The sequence below is a fragment of the Chitinophaga dinghuensis genome (genome assembly GCF_003259435.1).
GTDB classification, from domain to species: Bacteria; Bacteroidota; Bacteroidia; order Chitinophagales; family Chitinophagaceae; genus Chitinophaga; species Chitinophaga dinghuensis.
On record NZ_QLMA01000003.1, the window covers coordinates 92,885 to 110,829 of the forward strand.

Here is a 17,945-nt window from a genome sequence, read left to right on the forward strand (position 1 = left end):
CGCAGGAACGAATTTTTACCTCAATGGTAAAAAGTGCAATTAACAATTTGGTAATATGGTAGGTGCCGAAAGGGCGGCCTATCTTTGCAATACTTATGCAGGATTCCGCCTCCTATAAAAGAGAACAGTTGTTCAACAGTTTGTACTATGCCTCCCGGGACAAGCTGTATCAATACCTGCGTCGTTATACCCACGATAACCATTTGTTGCAGGATCTTCTCCAGCAGAGTTATATGAAAGTCTGGGATCGTATAGATAACGTCTATGATGTAGAAGCCGCATTGCCTTTGTTGAAAGTAATAGCCCGTAATTTACTGGTGGATCTTATCCGCAAACGATTGAAGGAAGATGAAGCGTGGATGGAAAAAATGCAGACAGAAGCCGGACAGTTATTAATGCAGCCGGAAACGGGTAGCAGGGAGCTGATGCAGGCATTGGACATTGCTATTGACCAGTTACCTGATAATTGCAGAAAGGTGTATTTATTGCATCGGGATGAAGGGTTGTCTTACCGGGACATATCTCTACGTTTATCCATTTCCGTTAGTATGGTGGAGAAGCATATGAGTAAGGCGATACGTTTGCTGAAACAGGAGTTGCTGGTGAATGGAGATCTGGTATTATTGCTGGTGGCGGTTAACAGGTTGTTGTGATTTCGCACGGAGTCGCCTTCGGCGCTGTTTTTTCTCGCAAAGCAGCATAAGCAGGAAAGCAGCAAAGGCTTGTGTTTTGTTGTGTATTAGGGTGTAACTAAGATGTAACTTTTCCGTATTTTTAAAATAAAAATGGAACAGGGCTGGATTGAGCATCCAACAATATTACGGGGCAGGGAGATTGACCTGCTGCCTTTGGAAGCGACACATTTTGAAGAACTGTACCAGGCGGCATCTGATAAGCGGCTATGGGAGCTTATTCCTACCAATTGTGCAGATTCTGAAATATTCAGGAAGACCTATGCTGCAGCATTGGCGCACCGGGAGAATGGTACGCAATATCCTTTTATAATTTACCATAAGGCTACGGGGAGGATCATTGGATCTACCAGATACTTTGAGATTTTTCCGGCGGATAAAAAGCTGGAAATCGGCTGGAGCTGGGTCATTACGGAATACTGGGGAACAGGGGTGAATCTTGAATGTAAGTTGTTATTACTCACTCATTGTTTCGAAGTGCTGAAAGCGAGGCGGGTGCAACTAAAGACAGATCAGCATAACTGGAGGTCCAGGAAAGCAATTGAAAAGATAGGAGGCTATTTTGAAGGGATATTAAGAAAAGACAAGATCAAGGCAGATGGTACCTCCCGGAGTGCAGCTTACTACAGCATTCTGGATGAGGAATGGGAAGCTGCCAGAGAAAAGATATTGATGCAGATTAATAAAAAATAAAAAGCCTGGTCATATGACCAGGCTTTCCTTATTCTATAAACTTACGCCGCGTTTCCAAGGGATGAAATCATCCTGGTGCAGCTGTTCTGCTTTCGTATATACTTCACCGCTAGCGGATTGGATCACGTATTCCAGGATCTGTTCGCCCATTTCTGCGATAGAGTGTTGACCGCTGATGATAGAACCGGTATCGATATCGATGATATCCGGCATGCGGGTAGCCAGTTTGGTATTGGTTGCGAGTTTCACTACAGGGGCGATAGGGTTGCCGGTAGGGGTACCCAGACCTGTTGTAAAGAGTACGATATTAGCCCCGGAGCCTACTTCTGCAGAAGTGGATTCCACGTCGTTGCCTGGAGTACAGAGCAGGTTGAGACCTGGTTTGGTGACATACTCTGTATAATCCAGTACATCTGTTACCGGAGAGGTACCGCCTTTTTTAGCAGCGCCGGCAGATTTAATCGCATCTGTGATGAGGCCATCCTTGATATTTCCGGGGGATGGATTCATGTAGAAGCCAGAGCCTACAGACTGTGCCTGGTTTTCATACGCGCGCATGATGCGGATGAATTTCTCTGAAGTATTTTCAGTAGTACAACGGTTGATCAGTTCTTGTTCCACGCCGCAGAGTTCAGGGAACTCGGAGAGAATGGAAGTGCCGCCGAGGGCTACCAGGAGGTCGGAGGTATGTCCTACCGCAGGATTGGCAGAGATACCGGAGAAACCGTCGGAGCCGCCGCATTCCAGGCCAATCACCAGTTTGGAGAGGGGTGCAGGCTGACGGGTTACTTTATTTGCTTCTACGAGTGCCAGGAAAGTATCTTTGATGGCAGCAGAGAGCATGGCAAATTCGGATGCGCTTTTTTGCTGTTCGTATACCAGTACTGGTTTGTTGAAGTTTGGATTTAATTTTTTCAGTGATTCCTGGAGAATGCTTACCTGTGCATGTTGACAGCCCAGGCTCAGGATAGTGGCGCCTGCCACGTTTGGATGGTGGATGTAACCGGCCAGAAGAGCGCAAAGCGCATCGGAGTCCTGACGGGTGCCGCCACAACCGCCTTCGTGAGTAAGGAATTTAATCCCATTGATATTAGGGAAAACTGTGTTGTGTTTATCGGTTTCTCCTGCTTTGTCGGCCTCATAATTTTTAATGGCTTCGATATCGCCTTTTTTATAGAGAGACACGAGGTCTGTTACCTGCTCGTTGTACACTTCGGCAGGAGCGAAGCCCAGCCCTTTTTCGAAGGCAGTTTTGATCACGCTTACGTTTCTGTTTTCACAGAATACCAGTGGTATTACCAGCCAGTAGTTGCGGGTACCCACTTGTCCGTCTGCACGATGATAACCCATAAAGGTGCGGTCTTTCCATTTGGAAATATCCGGCGCCTGCCATTGCTCGCTGCCATCTTTCTCATGGAAAGCGTTTGCATCATGAATAACGTTTTCAGTGGTCATCAGTCCGCCCTGTTTGATGGTAGTAACCGCTTTGGCTACGAGTACGCCATACATGGTTATCGGATCTCCGCTCTGCACATCGTTGATGAGAAATTTATGTTTAGCAGGTGTAGACTGCAAAAGTTCTATGTTGTGGCCGTTGAATGTGATCTTCGTTCCAGCTTGGAGGTCTTGTAATGCAACCAGCACGTTATCTGCTGGATGTATCTGTAAGTAACTGTTCATAAAGGCTAAAGTAATAAATAGTGCTACCGGCTTGTAATACTATAATGTTAATCCCTGATAAAATTTTGACTTCTTATGAAATCGGCCGAAAGCATTTACAGCAGCAAGTTACAAATGAATCAGGAAATGATAAATTCCAATTATGAGGGTTTAAATACCATTTGAAAAAATTTTATGCAAACGTTTGAATTAATTATTACATTTAGATACTTTTTTTAGCGCCACGTTTTGAGAGGTGAACAATGAACCAGGCATACGCCATTGCGTAGATGCCAGCTACAACCGTAAATAACAGCCCTATGAGGTTTAAGAACAGTATATTCCACGTAATGCTGGTGGCAGGAGTATGCGTTGCCGCATCGGTAAACGCACAACAGTCGACGCCCCACAATTACCTTGAAAATGCCTGGAAACAGGCGGGAGGCACGGCCGCCTTCAGTCAGACAGAGCGTTGGAGGACAGCGCTGAAACAGCAGATCGCTGCTCAGATGGAAGCTTTGTCGCCAGCAGTGAAGCAGGGCTTGATTGCCGATGCAGAGAAAGCCATGAAATTTACCTGGCCGGCATTGACGGCCGACTTATACCTTCAATATCGTGATAACGGTAACAGGAGCAACTTTGAGGCCGTACAGGGAGAGCGGAGAAGAGTGCTGGCAGCCCTTATTGCAGGGGAAATGGCGGAAAAGAAAGGTCGCTTTATTCCACAGATTGGCAATGGTCTGTGGCTCATACTTGAAGAGAGCACCTGGGTATTGCCAGCCCATGTAGGCGTACAGAAAATGGGTACTAATCTGCCCGATCCGGCAGAGGAAATAATAGATTTAGTAGCTGGGGAGACCGCCATCACACTGGGTTGGACACAGTTTCTCCTGAGAGAGGAACTGGACAAATTCTCTGTCATGATTAACAGAAGAATTGATGCCGAACTCGATCGCCGGATTTATACCCCTTATTTACAGCGGAACGACTACTGGTGGATGGGCTTTAAAGGCGGACAGGTGAACAACTGGAATATATGGGTAAATACCAATATCATGAAGACGGCATTACTCAACCTGGACGATGCCGCCAAACGCGGCGCTATCCTTGAAAAGAGTATCCGTAGCTCCGATAACTTCGTCAATGCTTATGGCAACGATGGCGGTTGTGATGAAGGCCCTTCCTATTGGGGACATGCCGGCGGTAAACTGATAGAACTGCTGGATAATCTCAACAGCGCATCCAATCAGCAACTTAATTTCAGCAAGAATGAATTAATGCATGCCATTGGCGCATACATTTATAAGATGCATGTAGACAGCAATCGTTTTGTGAATTTCGCCGATGCTTCTGCCCGCAGCGTGCCGCCCCCACATGATGTATACCTCTATGGTAAAATGTTCCAGGATACCCTCCTGACCCGCTTCGGCGCTTATTTATACCGACTGGAACATCCGGATATGCAGATCCAGAGAAGTACTAGCATCGCTAATTTCGTATTTGAGTTGTTGTTAAACGGCGAGATGCGTAATACTGTAGCTGCCGCGCCTTATACGGATGTTAACTGGTTGCCCGACTTACAGGTACTATCGCTGCGTGCCCGTAAAGGAACGCCTAAAGGCATGTTCTTCGCTGCGCAGGGCGGACATAATGCTGAAAGCCATAATCATAATGACGTAGGCAATTTTGTGCTGTACTTGGATGGAGAGCCCGCCATTATTGATGTGGGAGTAGGTACTTATACCAAACAAACATTTAGTAAAGACAGATATAAGCTGTGGTATATGCAATCACAGTGGCATAACTGTCCTACTATTAATGGCGTGATGCAACAAGATGGAAGAACTTTCCGAGCCAGCAATGTACAGTTTACGCGCGGCAAAGATGGTAGCTCGCTGGCCATGGATATTGCCACCGCTTATCCCGCCACCGCTGGTGTGAGTAGCTGGAAACGTTATTTCAGTTTTTCCCCTCAGCAACAGCAGTTAAAGATTTCAGAGGATTATGAGCTGAAAGAGTGGAAAGAACCTTTCCGTATACATTTCATGACAGCAACAAATGTAGATGCCGCTGTACCTGGGAAGGTAGTATTGAAAGGGAAAACGGGCAATCTGGTCCTGACTTACGATCCCGCTTTATTCACGGTGCAAACAGAGGCGCAGGCAATAGATGATGTTCGTTTATCATCTGTATGGGGAAACAGTGTAACCCGTATCAGCCTTGTTCCGAAGCAGCAAAAACTAAAAGGAAGTCATTCTTTTACCTTCAGAAAGGAATAACGATTTAGCAGCTAGGGCAGCGATGCCGCGATATATTTTTTAATCATTTTAAATTCAATGCAGGCAAGCATTTACAGTGAACAGTAAAAAATAGGGCTTGGATTATTGCAAACGTTTGCATTAAATTAGAGTCTTGGTAGGCCGGCATTTGGTAGTAACCACTTAAAACAAACAGTTTTGGAAAGAAGAGATTTTATCAGAATGGCCCCGCTTGCCGGCATTGCAGGAATGGTAGCGCCGGGAGCAGCAGTAGCCGCTGCCGCGCAAACAGGAGATCATACGAATGTACAAGCGGCTGTTGCGCAAACAGATCGTGAATACCATGTGCAATTATTGCAGCGTATTGCTAATCCGGTGGTGGAGAATATGGCGAAGGGCACGCTGAAAAAGAACATGCCGAAAGAGAAAGGTCCTGGTTACGGACTGGCATTGGAGAAAGTGACCTACCTGGAAGCCTTTGGCAGATGCATATCTGGCCTGGCACCATGGCTGGCATTACCAGATGATGCAACGGCAGAAGGAAAACAACGTAAGAAAGTAAGAGAACAGGTATTACAGGGCATCGTGAATGCAGTGAATCCCGCGTCTCCCGACTATCTAAACTTCCGAACGGAAGGTCAGCCACTGGTAGATGCTGCCTACTTATGTCAAACGTTTATGCGTGCGCCGGAAGCGCTCTGGAAGCCGCTAGACAACACTACAAAGAAAAACATCGTGACGGAGCTGAAAGAGCTGCGTCGTATAAGACCTGCATATAATAACTGGCTCTTGTTTGCCGGTATGGTGGAAGCTTTTCTGCTCTCTATTCATGAAGAATATGAGCCGCTGAGAACCATGGTGGCCACTCAGAAAATGAAAGAGTGGTATGCCGGCGATGGCTTCTACAGCGATGGCCCGCAGTTCTCATTGGACTACTATAACGGCTATGTTATACATCCTATGCTCACAGATATGCTGCGCGTATTGGCGGATAACAACCAAGGGTCTAAAGCGGATTATGAGCAAGCCATGAAACGCATGCAACGTTTTTCTGAATTGCAGGAACGTATGATTGCGCCTGATGGCACTTATCCTGCAGTGGGCAGGTCTATGACCTATCGCACCGCCGCTTTCCAGCCACTGGTACAATTGGCGTTGATGCATCAGCTGCCGGAAGGCATCGTGCCTGCACAGGTACGTTGTGCCATGACAGCGGTAATGAAACGCATTTTTGAAATGGAGGGCACCTTCGATAAACAGGGATGGTTGCAGTTAGGTATCTGCGGACATCAGCCTGAAGTGGCAGATGTATATACTTCTACCGGCAGTCTCTACATCTGTACCAACGGATTTCTGGCACTCGGTCTGCCTGCGGAAGATCCTTTCTGGAGCGAAGCTCCGGCGGAATGGACAGCGCAGAAAGTATGGTCAGGAAAACCAATTAAAAAAGATTACCACGTTACGTATTAATCCAATAACTATTATTCGATAAAGCATTATGAGCAGTAAATATGAATCCCGTTATGCAAGCAGTCCTGCTGAAGTAAAGCAGATGAACACCGCACAACTGAGAGAGGCATTCCTGATTGAAAGCGTTTTTGCAGCAGACCAGATCAACTGGGTACATACGCATTATGATCGTTACCTGACTGGCGGCGCTATGCCTGTGAAAGCGGCGATCACACTGGATACCATTGACCTTCTGAAAGCGACTTATTTCCTGGAACGCAGAGAACTGGGTATGATCAATGTGGGTGGCGATGGATTTGTGGAAGCTGACGGCGTGAAATATGACATCGCATTCAAAGAAGCATTATATATTGGTAAAGGCACGCAGCAAGTATCTTTCCGCAGTAAAGATGCTGCTAATCCTGCGAAATTTTATCTCAACTCAACACCTGCTCACCATACCTATCCTACAAAGAAAGTCTCTAAAAACGAGGCAGAAGTTGTAACGCTGGGCGCACTGGAAACTTCCAATCACCGTACTATCAATAAACTGTTAGTAAACAGTGTACTGGAAACCTGCCAACTGCAAATGGGTATGACAGAACTGAAACCAGGCAGCGTTTGGAATACGATGCCTGCACATACACACGACAGAAGAATGGAAGTCTATTTCTATTTCGAAGTGCCTGAAGCGCAGAGTGTATGCCACTTTATGGGACAGCCGCAGGAAACCAGACATATCTGGATGCAGAACGAACAAGCGGTTATTTCTCCACCATGGTCTGTTCACTCAGGCGCAGGTACCAGCAACTATACCTTCATCTGGGGTATGGCCGGCGAAAACCTGGACTATGGCGATATGGATCACTGCAAGATCAATGAGCTACGTTAGTAACTGATAATATCTGTAATCATGATGAAAAATATACTGAAGGCAAGTCTCGCAGGACTTGCCCTGTTCCACGCATCCGGCGTTATGGCTTTACCGGTGGGCGACTCTTCCCTGTCGGCCCCGGCAGTTATTTCCCAGATGGAAAAAGTAGGTACCTGGCAATGGAAAAATCTTGATTCCAAAGGCTGGGCTAATAGTCAGACAGACTGGACAAACGGCGCCATGTATGCCGGTATGTTCAAACTGTCGCAGGTATCTGAAAATCCTTACTATATCCAGCGTTTGCTGAATGTAGGCGCTGATAATAACTGGAATACTGGTCCACGTAGATTTTTTGCAGATGATTATTGTATCGGCCAGACTTATTCCCAACTGTTTAATGTTTACAAGAATCCCGTGATGATTGAGCGCTGGCGCAAGCTGGCCGACAGTATTGTGGCTGCGCCTCATACTGAATCGCTCGCCTGGGAAAAAGGTATTCATTTCCGTGAATGGGCATGGTGTGATGCCCTGTTTATGGGCCCTCCAGCCCTGGCTTATCTTTCCACTGTTACCGGCGATGCCCGTTACCTGGAAACTGCCGATAAACTCTGGTGGAAAACCACTGACTTCCTTTACAGCAAACAAGACAGCCTTTATTATCGTGATGCCCGCTACTTCAGCCAGAAAGAACAAAATGGCACAAGAGTATTCTGGAGTCGTGGTAATGGTTGGGTAATGGGAGGACTGGTACGTATGCTCGACAACATGCCAGCCAACTATGCCAACAGAGCTAAGTTTGTGGCACTGTATAAAGAAATGGCTTACAGAGTAGCCGCATTGCAAACCAATGATGGCACCTGGCATGCGAGCCTGCTCGATCCGGAGAACTATCCTTCCAAAGAAACCAGCGGTACCGGTTTTTACGTGTATGCGTTGATGTGGGGTGTCAACAATGGCATTCTGCCTGCAAAACAATTCATGCCGGTGATTCGTAAAGGTTGGGAAGCGTTGGTGAGCTGTGTACATCCTGATGGTAAATTAGGTTTTGTACAGGTGATTGCTGCTGCCCCGGGAAAAACCACTGCCGATGATACGGATGTATATGGCGTGGGCGCATTCCTGCTGGCAGGTTCTGAGTTGATCAAATATGATGTTCGCTTGCAGAACCCTAAGACGATTGAACTGACCAATACCATTGGCGTAGATCGTCAGGGCGAAATAGTGGAGATGGATATGGCCACCTTTGCAAAAGCAGGGGCTACAAAGAAAGAGTTCAGAATTGTGAATGCGGTGAATGGTAGGGAGATACCATACCAGCTGATTTATAACGGTGAAAAAACGCCACAGTCGATACTCCTGCAAATCAACGCGGCGCCTGGCGCTACTGTGACCGCAGTAGTGAAAGACGGTGCGCCGGCTCCTGTGAAAGCAAGAGCTTATGGTCGTTATGTACCTGAGCGTAAAGATGATTATGCATGGGAAAATGATCGCATGGCATATCGTATGTATGGTGCAGCATTGGAGCAAACGCCTAAAGAGATGGCTTTTGGCATCGATGTATGGGCAAAGAGAACAGAAGAGCTGGTTATCAATGAATGGTATAAAACAGATAATTATCATCATGATAATGGCCAGGGACTGGATTTCTACAGTGTAGGTCTGACCCTCGGCGCCGGCGATAATGCGCCTTATGCAAAAGACAGCATCTACTATCCTAAAAATTATCGTAAGTATAAAACGCTGGATAATGGTCCGTTGCGTACTTCCTTCGCGCTTTCCTATGAAACATGGAATGCAGGCGGCGTACCGGTTACTGTGACTAAGACTATTAGTCTGGATGCGGGTTCTCAGCTGAACCGCATGTCTTACCAATATAATTTCAAAGGCGGTACACTGCCAGTAGTGACTGGGATTGTGAAACGTAAAGAACCGGGTACTATTTTACTGAATGAGAAAACGGGTGTAATGGGCTATTGGGAGCCGCAGCACGGAGAAGATGGCACAATAGGACTGGGTTGCGTATTTCCGGGCGCGAAGGCTGGTATGAAAACAGATGCAGTACATCTGTTGACGCCAGGAGAGGCCACTGCTACTGCCCCGTATGTGTATTATGCAGGAGCATCCTGGAGTAAGGGCGGAAGAATTGCCTCTTCAGAGGAGTGGTTCAGGTACCTTGAAAACTTTGCGGCGCGGGTACAAAATAAAATTGCAGTAACTATTCAGTCTTACCCTTCAAATCAGAAATAATGTTTGAACTAAACGGAAAAGTGGCCCTGGTAACGGGTTGTAAAAGAGGTATAGGAAAAGCGATGGCAGTGGCTTTGGCGCAGGCCGGCGCTGATATCATCGGGGTGTCGGCTTCTTTGGAGCTGAGCGGCAGCGAAGTAGAGCAGGAAGTAACCGCATTGGGAAGGAAATTCAGTGCCTATCAGTGTGATTTTGCAGACAGAGAAGCCCTGTATACCTTTATCCGTCAGGTACAGAAGGATCATCCGGTTATTGATATCCTGGTGAATAATGCCGGTACCATTATGCGTAAGCCGGCGGCAGAGCATCCGGACGAATACTGGGATAATGTGATCAATACAAATCTGAACGCGCAATTCATTATTACCCGTGAAATAGGTAAGGGTATGATTGCCAGAGGCAGCGGAAAAGTTATCTTTACAGCCTCCTTACTGACATTCCAGGGCGGTATCAACGTACCTGGTTATGCAGCTAGCAAAGGAGCCGTAGGTTCGCTGGTGAAAGCATTCGCCAATGAATGGGCTTCCAAGGGAGTAAATGTTAATGCCATTGCCCCAGGGTATATTGCCACAGACAATACCGCCGCCCTTCGTGCAGATCAGCAGCGCAGCACTTCTATCCTGGAACGTATCCCGGCAGGCCGCTGGGGAGAACCCGAGGATTTCGCAGGCCCTGTTGTATTCCTTGCATCCAAAGCAGCAGATTATGTACACGGTACTATCCTGACTGTAGACGGAGGCTGGATGGGAAGATAAATAGCGAATAAATCATTGCAGGAAAAAGCATATAAATTCCATGAGTAAACGTACAGAAAAGACGATTGTCGATATCGCGGAAGAACTGCAGCTGTCAGTATCCACAGTATCCAGGGCCCTGAACGATCACCCTAATATCAGCGCACGAACGAAAGAACGTGTGAAGAAGACGGCACGAAAGTTAGGCTACAGACCTAATGCACTTGCGGCAGGTTTGCGTAATAATAAGAGCAAAACGATAGGCCTGATTGTCCCGAGAATCTCTATGTTTTTTCCTGCAACGATCAGCACTATCATTCAGAATAAATTACAGGAGTTCGGCTATAACCTGATCATTTGTCAATCCAATGATTCTTATGAACAGGAAGTAGCTTTGGTAAATACTTTATACTCCGCCAGGGTAGATGGTTTGGTGGTTTCCACCACTTTGTATACTACCGATTTTTCGCACTTTGATGTATTCCGGGACAACAATATTCCATTGGTGTTTTTTGACCGTGTGCCGAAGGATTATAACGTAAAGGTGATTAAGGGAGATGACTACCGTGGCGGATATATCGGTACCACTCATTTAATAGAGAAAGGTTGCAAAGATATTGTCCATATTTCCGGACCGCTCACTTGCTGTCTTTACAGTGATCGCGTGGCGGGTTATAAAAGCGCTTTGCAGGAATTCAAATTACCGTTTAAGAAATCGCGCGTATTCTACCAGGAGCTGACCAAAGAAAATGCCTGGCAGACCTGTGAGAAGATATTCAGCCAGAAGCCATACCCAGATGGGATTTTTGCCTCTAATGATACTACCGCTATCACTATTTCGGAATACTGCCGCAGTATTCATCTGCGTGTTCCCGAAGATGTGAAGATTGTCGGTTATTCTAATGATCCACGTACAGAGATCGTATCGCCGGCAGTGTCTTCCGTAGACCAGTATCCTGGTATGATGGGAGAACGGGTGGTGGCGGTACTGATGGAAATGATTAATGGCCGTCAGACAGCTGTTCCGCGTTATTCACAGGAAATCATTCCCATCCAGCTGATAGAAAGACAATCCAGTGCCGGTAAAGTGAAAGCAGGCAAAAAGAAATTATCGTTGTCATAACTCAGACGCATATACGAAATCATGAAAAGAAAACTGATTATTCCATTACTGCTGTCTGCCCTTTCTTTGCAAACGTTTGCACAAGTGGGCAAGGCCAACAAAGCGTTGCTGAAGCAAGCTGATGAAACATTACAGTTCGCAGCCCGTCAGTATAAACTGATGGCAGCACATGTACCTGATTCTGTACTACCTAGAACTACCAACACCAAGAACGGTTCCTTGCAAACTTCCAGCAGCACCTGGTGGACCTCCGGATTTTATCCTGGCACCAACTGGTACCTGTTTGAGTACACCAAAGATCCGGCCTTCAAAGCGGAAGCCCTGAAGCGCATGGCATTGGTAGAAAAAGAGAAAAATAATAAAGGCACGCACGACCTGGGCTTTATGATGTATTGCCCATTCGGAAATGCTTACCGTATTACCAAAGATCCTGCTTATAAAGCGGTATTGCTCACCAGTGCCGCATCTTTATCTACCCGTTTCAACCCGACTGTAGGTTGCATCAAATCATGGGACCATGGTACCTGGAAATTCCCGGTGATCATCGACAACATGATGAACCTGGAATTACTGACCTGGGCTACCAAAGCAAGTGGCGATAAAAAGTTTGCCCAGATCGCCAAAACGCATGCTAATACCACTATTAAGCATCATTTCCGCCCGGATTACAGCTCTTACCATGTAATTGATTATGATCCGGCTACAGGCGCTGTATTGCAGAAAAAGACCCATCAGGGTTATGCAGACAGCTCTGCATGGTCCCGCGGACAGGCATGGGGACTGTATGGCTATACAATGATGTATCGCGAAACCAAGGACAAAAACTACCTGGAACAAGCGCGTCACATTGCAGAGTATATCCTGCATAATCCGAACATGCCGGAAGACCTGGTTCCTTACTGGGACTACAATGCTCCGAATATTCCAAATGCATTGCGTGATGTTTCGGCTGCTGCCGTAGCTGCTTCCGCATTGCTGGAACTGAGCAAGTACACCGACAAAGCCACCGGCAACCGTTACTGGGCTGCAGCAGAAAAAATGCTGACCAGTCTCTGTAGCCCTGCTTACCTGGCGAAAGAAGGTGAAAACAATGACTTCATCCTGATGCATAGCGTAGGGTCGCTCCCACACAACTCCGAGGTGGATGTACCACTGACCTATGCGGATTACTATTTTGTTGAGGCGCTGTTGCGCTACAAACAATGGGCTAAATAATATCTTAAAGGTAACGGGGTGATGGTTTTCCATCACCCCCTTTTTTTTGCTTAAAATTTAGAACATGAACAGAAGAATATTCCTTAAATCCGTTCCCTTGGCAGGTTTGGCAGGAGCGGCAGGTACAGATAAAGGCATCCTTAAAGAGATCGCCGGCAGTACCGCCAAACCCGTGTCTGACAGAGATTATCATACCGCTTTACTTTATCGTATATCCCATCCCGTTATACAGCATTTGAGCGAGGGCAAACTGAAAGCCGCTATGCCGAGAGAAGTAGCGCCTAAATATGGAAAGCCAGTGGATAAGGTAACCTATCTGGAAGCCTTCGGACGTACATTGTCTGGCACAGCGCCATGGCTGGAATTGGGTGAAGACAGCAGTACAGAGGGGCGTTTACGGGGGAAACTGGGAGATGCGGCCCGTCAGGCGTTGCAGATGGCATGTGATCCGGGCTCTCCGGATTATATGAACTTCACAGGTAAGTTTGATCCGCAGCCTTTAGTAGATGGCGCTTTTCTGGCATTGGGGTTAATGCGTGCACCACAGCAATTATGGGGAAAACTGAAACCTGCTGTTCAGCAACAGTTGGTCACCGCTTTGAAGCAATTAAGAAGTATCAAGGCTTTTAATAATAACTGGGTCTTGTTTTCTGCTACCATTGAAGCCGCCTTGTTACAATTTGATGCAGGCTGGGAGCGTAAGCCGGTGGATGTAGCCGTGGAGAAGATCATGGAATGGTATAAGGGAGACAGTATGTATGGAGATGGCCAGTCCTTTCACTACGATTATTACAATGCGTTTGTGATTCATCCAATGTTGGTACAGGTCCTCAAAGTGCTGGCGGATAAAGGGGAGGGCAGTAAAGAGCAATATGAGCTGGCATTGAAGCGTATGCAACGTTATGGAATTATCCAGGAGCGTCAGATATCTCCGGAAGGAGCATTCCCTGTAGTAGGTCGTTCTATGGCTTACCGCAGCGGCGCGTTTCAGCCATTATCTATGTTGGCCTTAGAAAATCATTTACCTGCGGAGCTAACGCCGGCGCAAGTACGTTGCGCTCTAACGGCGATGCATAAACGTATATTCAGTCGCCCCGAAAATTTTGATAAAGACAACTGGCTGCGTATTGGATTCTGTGGGCATCAGCCGGGCATTGCAGATGGGTATATATCCACTGGTAGCTTATACTTGTGTACCAATAGCTTCCTGCATCTGGGGCTTGCGCCGGATCATACCCTCTGGACTTCGCCGGCGGCCGACTGGACGGCAAAACTGGCATACGGCGGCAACGATGTAGCCAGGGATCATGCCATCGATTTCTAATTCCGGTTACCGCTACTGCTGTAAAAACTCCGTTCAGCATGGAATATTTCCGCCTACCCAATTAATTTTTAGCTAGGTGTTAATGTGTAATGTGTTGGAAATGCTACCGTTAGAATAATGTGGGACGGAGTTTTGAAAATATCACGGAAACGGCTGTTTGAAAATGAAATATTTTATTATTTTTATCTAAGTCTACAATTTGTAGAATAATTTTTAAAATTGCTTATTGAGATATTGGGAAAGACGCCACAAATTAGAGTTTTCCAATAGTTACGTAAAAACCAAAATCTGATTTTAAACCGTTATTTATTGAAACCGGACTAATAGTATTTGCTTGAGAAAATTGATGGAGGTATCCCTTCCTAACCTGTATTATGCACGGGCTTTGATAGTAAATGATGTCTACAACCAAATATTGTTCACCAATAAATTATGTAACCGTCAGTTAAACGCGTAACCACAACGACATTTGTAAGAGCTATCAGGAGGAAAAATACCAGGCTAGGTATTCATTAACGCCGTTATTTATTCAACCAAAATCAGAACTTCATGAGGAAATTATTACTCGTGGTTGCTGGTATATTATTACTAGCATCTTCCCTCTTGGCTCAAAACCCACGTACTGTAGCAGGGCGTGTCACTGATGAAACAGGAGCCTTACTTCAAGGCGTAACAGTGAGTTATCCCGGAGGTAAAACAGGCACCGTTACCAATGCCAAAGGGGAGTTTACCCTAACACTGCCAACTGGCATCAAACAATTACGTATCTCTATGGTGGGATATGAAACCAAATTGGTACCTATTACAGGTGAAAATCTTCAGGTTACGTTGGGACTGGATAGCAAGTCTATCTCTGAAGTGGTAGTGGTGGGTTATGGTACGCAGCGTAAAACGGAGGTGACAGGAAGCATCAGTTCTGTCAAAGGTAGCGCCATCGCAGAGATGCCTATTCAAAGCTTTGAAGCCGGTCTGGGTGGCCGGGCCACCGGAGTACAGATTTCTGTACCCAATGGAGTGGTGAATAACCCGCCTGTATTTCGTATCAGAGGAGTAAACTCTCTTTCTCTGAGTGCTTACCCGTTGATTATCATTGATGGTATTCCCACTTTTACCGGCGATCAGGGTGCTACCAATGCACCGTTAAACCCGCTCGCAAGCGTTAATCCGGCGGATATCGCCTCCATTGAAATTGCCAAAGATGCCGCTGCAACTGCTATCTACGGTAGCCGGGCTGCCAGTGGCGTGGTATTCATTACCACCAAAAAAGGTAAACTGGGAAAAGCCAAATTCAATTACGATGGCTGGGTAGGCTGGACAAGTCCCACCCGTTTGCCTAAACTGCTGAATGCGAAGCAATACATTGAAATTAAGAATGAAGGCCTCCTGAACAAAGACCCCGCAGCCACTAATCTGTATGTGCCAAATACAGATGCAAACGGTAACATGATTGACCAGAACTGGTACGATATTGTTTATCGCAGTAGCGGTTTTTCACAGAGCCATAGTTTTAATGCTTCCGGCGCTACAGAAAACACCAATTATTATTTATCTGGCGGTTATACCAAGCAGGAAGGTATTCTGCGGCGCAATGATTTTGGCCGTAAGAATATGCTCTTTAATGTGGACCAGAAAATTGGAAAAATATTATCGGTGGGAACCAAACTATCTTATAGTAATGAAGAGAGTCTGATCTCCGGTTCTTCCGGTTCACTGGAAGGAGAAGCCTTTAACTCCGGCGGTCTGGCGCGTTTGGCTTTTCTGACTTCGCCGATTACTCCTGCATATAAAAATGACGGTACTTACAATGTACAGGCCAACGGTAATATTGGCGGTATTAAAAATACCAACTCAGTAGGTATCTACAATCCAAAAGTATTGTTGGATCTGGATCATTCCAATACGGAATCCAATCATATACAGGGATCTGTATATGCACAACTGAAACCTTTTGAGTGGATGACTTTGAAAACTGTTTACGGTATAGATTATATGTTGATGGACAACAATATCTATCGTAATAATATCAGTGGAGATGGCGTGTCGCCAAAAGGAGATGCATTCAGTATTTACACACAGTTGAAAAGATGGGTATGGACCAACACTGCTCAATTTGACAGATCTTTCGGCAGTAACAGCTTCAACCTGTTACTGGGGCTGGAGCAGCAACGTGATACCCGTCAGCGTTATGGGCTGGAAAGACAATTTCAGTCAGATAACTATTTCAATACTACCCAGGGTGGTTGGTTGATAGATTTATCTTCTGGTTTGTTGCGCAGAGAAAACTATTTAATGTCAGCATTTAGCCGGCTAAATTATAACTATAAAGAAAAATATTTCCTGAGTGGAAACCTGCGTCAGGACCAATATTCCGCGCTGGCGCCGGGACATAAGAAAGGTGTCTTCTACGGATTCTCCGCCGGATGGGAAGTCTCTAAAGAGCATTTCTTTACCGAAGGAGCGCTGGGTAATATATTCAGCAATTTCAAACTGAGAGGCAGTTATGGTAAAGTTGGTAATATGTCCGGATTGGGAGACTACGACTTTATGTTCCTCTATCACCCATTGTTGTATGGAGGTAACAATGCCATGTATTTCAACCAGAGTGGTAACAGAGATCTGGGTTGGGAACAAAGTAAGAAAACAGATGTTGGTGTCAGCTTTGGCATCCTGAAGAACAGGATCAACTTCGAATTCGCTTATTATTACAATAACATTGACGGACTGATTCTTTATCTGACGCATGCCCCTTCTGCCGGGATACCTTCCACCATTCCTGCAAACGTAGGTTCTATGTTCAACAAAGGGCTGGAAGCATCCGTGAACGCCACTGTACTGGACAAGGGCGCATTTAGCTGGAATTCCAGTTTTAATTTCACGTATAACAAAAACCAGATTACTTCCCTGGTAGATGGCATCACTGAAATCCCGATGATTACCAGTTCTCTGGAACAAACCTCCATTAATAAAGTAGGTTATCCTGTTGGTATGATTTACTGTGTACCGGCAGGTGGCGTAGATCCGGCAACCGGCAGACGAATACTATATAATCCTGCCGGAGAAGCGGAAATTTATAATCCTCTTAATGGCGCCTATACTTACCTCGATGGTAAACCTGCACAGTCGCTCGGCGCTAAAACTGCCCAGCCTTATGCGAATACTAATCCGCGGTTTTTGGGTGGTTTCGAAAATACCTTCCGTTACAAAGGATTTGAACTGAATATTATGCTGACTTACCAGGCAGGCTTCTCTGTATACTATGGTTCCAATGCTGGTTTGAGAGATCAGCGCTACTGGAATAACAGTACGGACGTATTGAGAAGATGGCAAAAGCCTGGCGATATAACGGATATACCAAGACTGGTTAATGGAGACAACGTGTCTAACGGTTCCGCCTATGCGATTTCCACCAATGTATTCAAAGGTGATTTTGTGAAGTTGCGTACTATCGGACTGAGTTATAACCTGCCTGCTGAAGTTACCCGTTTGGCGCATATCAGCGGAGCAAGAGTATATGCACAGGGACAGAATCTGGCTATCTGGACTAAATATCCAGGGCCGGACCCGGAAGTATCTTCCAATGGTAATAATCCATCTGCTCAGGGTGTTGATCGTAATACGCTGGCTAATGGTCGTACTGTAACTGTGGGTGTAAATATTAACTTCTAAACCGAATGAAG

General features: G+C 46.1%; 12 protein-coding genes. 11 read left to right on the forward strand and 1 reads right to left on the reverse strand.

Annotation, left to right across the window (positions count from 1 at the left end; translation table 11 throughout):
• Nucleotides 1–95 precede the first annotated feature (95 nt).
• Both CLV59_RS09390 and CLV59_RS09395 read left to right on the forward strand, forming a co-directional pair.
• Nucleotides 96–653 (forward strand): RNA polymerase sigma factor, encoded by a 558-nt coding sequence (locus tag CLV59_RS09390; protein WP_111591781.1) that lies wholly within the window; start codon nucleotides 96–98, stop codon nucleotides 651–653.
• A 132-nt stretch (nucleotides 654–785) separates the two neighbouring features.
• Complete coding sequence (locus tag CLV59_RS09395) at nucleotides 786–1,385, forward strand: GNAT family N-acetyltransferase (RefSeq protein ID WP_111591782.1); 600 nt, start codon at nucleotides 786–788, stop codon at nucleotides 1,383–1,385.
• Nucleotides 1,386–1,418: 33 nt separating this feature from the next.
• Here the strand turns inward: CLV59_RS09395 and CLV59_RS09400 are convergent, their stop codons facing one another.
• Nucleotides 1,419–3,065, reverse strand: a complete 1,647-nt coding sequence (locus tag CLV59_RS09400) for a UxaA family hydrolase (protein ID WP_111591783.1) — start codon at nucleotides 3,063–3,065, stop codon at nucleotides 1,419–1,421.
• 299 nt (nucleotides 3,066–3,364) lie between these two features.
• Between CLV59_RS09400 and CLV59_RS09405 the strand changes: the two genes are divergently transcribed.
• The 9 genes from CLV59_RS09405 (at nucleotide 3,365) to CLV59_RS09445 (ending at nucleotide 17,934) form a co-directional block, all read left to right on the forward strand.
• Nucleotides 3,365–5,323 (forward strand): heparinase II/III domain-containing protein, encoded by a 1,959-nt coding sequence (locus CLV59_RS09405; RefSeq protein ID WP_170137691.1) that lies wholly within the window; start codon nucleotides 3,365–3,367, stop codon nucleotides 5,321–5,323.
• A gap of 177 nt (nucleotides 5,324–5,500) precedes the next feature.
• Nucleotides 5,501–6,772: a DUF2264 domain-containing protein gene (locus CLV59_RS09410; RefSeq protein WP_245950843.1), complete on the forward strand. Its 1,272-nt coding sequence runs from the start codon at nucleotides 5,501–5,503 to the stop codon at nucleotides 6,770–6,772.
• Between the two features lie 28 nt (nucleotides 6,773–6,800).
• A complete protein-coding gene (gene kduI / locus CLV59_RS09415) occupies nucleotides 6,801–7,643 on the forward strand; it encodes a 5-dehydro-4-deoxy-D-glucuronate isomerase (protein ID WP_111591786.1) in 843 nt (280 codons plus the stop codon).
• A 21-nt stretch (nucleotides 7,644–7,664) separates the two neighbouring features.
• Nucleotides 7,665–9,872, forward strand: a complete 2,208-nt coding sequence (locus tag CLV59_RS09420; protein ID WP_111591787.1) for a glycoside hydrolase family 88 protein — start codon at nucleotides 7,665–7,667, stop codon at nucleotides 9,870–9,872.
• Nucleotides 9,872–10,627, forward strand: coding sequence for a 2-dehydro-3-deoxy-D-gluconate 5-dehydrogenase KduD (kduD, locus tag CLV59_RS09425; RefSeq protein WP_111591788.1), 756 nt, complete (start codon nucleotides 9,872–9,874; stop codon nucleotides 10,625–10,627). The genes CLV59_RS09420 and kduD overlap by 1 nt, the downstream gene beginning before the upstream one ends.
• A 40-nt stretch (nucleotides 10,628–10,667) precedes the next feature.
• Nucleotides 10,668–11,729: a LacI family DNA-binding transcriptional regulator gene (locus CLV59_RS09430; protein WP_111591789.1), complete on the forward strand. Its 1,062-nt coding sequence runs from the start codon at nucleotides 10,668–10,670 to the stop codon at nucleotides 11,727–11,729.
• A gap of 21 nt (nucleotides 11,730–11,750) precedes the next feature.
• The gene (locus CLV59_RS09435) at nucleotides 11,751–12,944 is read left to right on the forward strand and encodes a glycoside hydrolase family 88 protein (protein WP_111591790.1); all 1,194 of its coding nucleotides are present in this window, start codon (nucleotides 11,751–11,753) and stop codon (nucleotides 12,942–12,944) included.
• A gap of 64 nt (nucleotides 12,945–13,008) precedes the next feature.
• The gene (locus CLV59_RS09440; protein WP_111591791.1) at nucleotides 13,009–14,268 is read left to right on the forward strand and encodes a DUF2264 domain-containing protein; all 1,260 of its coding nucleotides are present in this window, start codon (nucleotides 13,009–13,011) and stop codon (nucleotides 14,266–14,268) included.
• A gap of 549 nt (nucleotides 14,269–14,817) precedes the next feature.
• Nucleotides 14,818–17,934: a SusC/RagA family TonB-linked outer membrane protein gene (locus tag CLV59_RS09445; protein ID WP_111591792.1), complete on the forward strand. Its 3,117-nt coding sequence runs from the start codon at nucleotides 14,818–14,820 to the stop codon at nucleotides 17,932–17,934.
• Nucleotides 17,935–17,945: the final 11 nt, after the last annotated feature.

Excerpts from the sequence above, each read along its gene's own strand:
- CLV59_RS09390 (WP_111591781.1), top strand. The coding sequence starts at position 96 with ATGCAGGATTCCGCCTCCTATAAAAGAGAACAGTTGTTCAACAGTTTG.
- CLV59_RS09395 (WP_111591782.1), top strand. The coding sequence starts at position 786 with ATGGAACAGGGCTGGATTGAGCATCCAACAATATTACGGGGCAGGGAG.
- CLV59_RS09400 (WP_111591783.1), bottom strand. The coding sequence starts at position 3,065 with ATGAACAGTTACTTACAGATACATCCAGCAGATAACGTGCTGGTTGCA.
- CLV59_RS09405 (WP_170137691.1), top strand. The coding sequence starts at position 3,365 with ATGAGGTTTAAGAACAGTATATTCCACGTAATGCTGGTGGCAGGAGTA.
- kduI (WP_111591786.1), top strand. The coding sequence starts at position 6,801 with ATGAGCAGTAAATATGAATCCCGTTATGCAAGCAGTCCTGCTGAAGTA.
- CLV59_RS09420 (WP_111591787.1), top strand. The coding sequence starts at position 7,665 with ATGATGAAAAATATACTGAAGGCAAGTCTCGCAGGACTTGCCCTGTTC.
- kduD (WP_111591788.1), top strand. The coding sequence starts at position 9,872 with ATGTTTGAACTAAACGGAAAAGTGGCCCTGGTAACGGGTTGTAAAAGA.
- CLV59_RS09430 (WP_111591789.1), top strand. The coding sequence starts at position 10,668 with ATGAGTAAACGTACAGAAAAGACGATTGTCGATATCGCGGAAGAACTG.
- CLV59_RS09435 (WP_111591790.1), top strand. The coding sequence starts at position 11,751 with ATGAAAAGAAAACTGATTATTCCATTACTGCTGTCTGCCCTTTCTTTG.
- CLV59_RS09440 (WP_111591791.1), top strand. The coding sequence starts at position 13,009 with ATGAACAGAAGAATATTCCTTAAATCCGTTCCCTTGGCAGGTTTGGCA.
- CLV59_RS09445 (WP_111591792.1), top strand. The coding sequence starts at position 14,818 with ATGAGGAAATTATTACTCGTGGTTGCTGGTATATTATTACTAGCATCT.